This is a genomic window from Massilia sp. BKSP1R2A-1 (genome assembly GCF_050586525.1).
Taxonomy (GTDB): Bacteria; Pseudomonadota; Gammaproteobacteria; order Burkholderiales; family Burkholderiaceae_D; genus Telluria.
Map to the genome: position 1 here is coordinate 1 of NZ_JBOBRE010000036.1, position 1,842 is coordinate 1,842.

At 52.4% G+C, this 1,842-nt stretch carries 2 protein-coding genes; both read right to left on the reverse strand.

From position 1 onward, the window contains the following. Nucleotides 1–444: 444 nt before the first annotated feature. Complete coding sequence (locus tag ACQ7JA_RS24945; RefSeq protein ID WP_430902399.1) at nt 445–768, reverse strand: hypothetical protein; 324 nt, start codon at nt 766–768, stop codon at nt 445–447. Between the two features lie 658 nt (nt 769–1,426). Next, on the reverse strand, nt 1,427–1,708 hold the full coding sequence (locus ACQ7JA_RS24950) for a hypothetical protein (RefSeq protein ID WP_430902400.1): 282 nt from the start codon (nt 1,706–1,708) through the stop codon (nt 1,427–1,429). Nucleotides 1,709–1,842: the final 134 nt, after the last annotated feature.

Here is a 1,842-nt window from a genome sequence, read left to right on the forward strand (position 1 = left end):
TTAACGAGTTAGCCTAACCTACAATTACGATGCCCAGCACGTCTTGTCGGGCAACTGTCCTTCCTTCCAATGTCGAAGCACCTTAACCGCCGCACGTTGAAAGATATGCCCTCGATCATCGCCCGGTGCTGCGGTAACTTCCGTTACATCACCTGTGGTCTTGTCAAGTCGAAGTCGACCTTTTCCGGCTCGACTATCTGAAAAACCGTAAATGGCCTCATTGGTGGTCTCGGAGATCTTGTCGATTTCTATGTAAAAGGCCATAGGGTGCACTTGGTATTCATCAGAAGGGATATCGTTGGCGACTGTCCGCTCCAGGCCGAACGCGGCCGTTCAGCTCAGCATAGCAGTTCGCCGCGGCGGAAAAATCGCAGACTGTCACGAAGGACTAGGATCCGACCCAGAGCGGACCTTGAGTAGCTAACGGCTTCTATTCGATGAAAACTACTTGGACGACCAGCCAGTGGCTACACCGTTCATCCCAATCAGCACATAACCCTGAAAGTCTCTATCTGCCATCCTGATTTGGCCTCTGCCGATATACTCCTGCACGTATGGAATGACCTGGTCCTTTGTCTTGAGGTCCCCGAGCTTCCGGTTTACCTGAACGAGAATGTCATCTCCGTGCATGAACTTGCTAATCAACGCCTCGAGGACTTCGCTTCGAATCTTTCCGTCGGCCTCAAGCACGTTTACCCAATCTAACGTGGCAATTTCAACCGACGGAAAATTTTCGGTCATCAGCTCGTTGACCCGACGTGGATTCATCAGTTTTATCTCAGGGGTTCAGGGAAAGGAACGGCTATTGTCGTTTGTCTGTCGATGTGAAATGTCTGCTTTTGGCCGAACCCGGCCGTTGAGCTCAGCATATCAGGTCGCCAAGCGCGAAAAGCCGCGGACTGTCACGATGGGCAGGAACCGACCCATAGCAGCCATACATTTCTAACCTATATCTTTGCGAGAAGATGCCGCGTGAGGAATAGGATGACGGCACTGCCCGCCAACCATGCCAGCATGAACGATAAGTAGCGAATGGCGAGTGGATCCAGTGCCGGCCTCGGCGTTGCAGTCAAGTTGCCAGTAACGCCAATATCGGAAAGCGCCCACGTAAGGCATGCCGCCATCAAGACGTATGACGCTACTCCTCCAATCCCAATGAACCACCAAAAATGCTCGAGGGAGCTGCGCCACAGATATGCCAAGACACCTACCGCAAGCGCTGGACCAATGAGTCCAAAAGGGATCGCCAGACTGAACGGGTTCATCGTAGGAAGATTCCAACGTCGTTGAATAACTTTAGCTTAAGGCTTTGAAGCGTCTGCTTCTGGCCGAACCCGGCCGTTTTGCTCAGCATAGCAGGTGGCCAGGGCCGAAAAGTCGCGAACTGTCACGAAGGACCGTATCCGACCCGAAGCAGACCTTCTAATCAGTTGAGGAGCTTGCGCGCCTCTATTTCGATCAAATCCAAGTCAGCCATTTCGAGTTCTTCTCGATTGTTAAAGAGGACCATATACCCGAACACCGTCCCATCTTCGGACCGTGGATGAATTTTCGAAATCCAATGGCCGGGACTGCGTGAGCAGCCTTCGCTGCCGCATCCACCTTCCGGTGCGCTCTCAACAATAAGTCCATTGACTTCGACAGAGCCGCCTGTTGGCACACGTCCATCAGGCAGCACGCCAGTGTGCAGAAAATGAGTGATTTTCATGTTTTTCTTTGCTCAGTTGATTGAGTCAATGCCTAGAAATGGCCGGAGGCGGCCGTTGAGCTCAGCATAGCAGTTCGTCAATGATGAAAAGTCGCAGACTGTCACGAAGGACCGGTATCGACCCGAAGCAGACG

Coding starts and splice junctions, on each gene's coding strand:
- ACQ7JA_RS24950 (WP_430902400.1), bottom strand. CDS start 1,708: ATGAAAATCACTCATTTTCTGCACACTGGCGTGCTGCCTGATGGACGT.
- ACQ7JA_RS24945 (WP_430902399.1), bottom strand. CDS start 768: ATGAATCCACGTCGGGTCAACGAGCTGATGACCGAAAATTTTCCGTCG.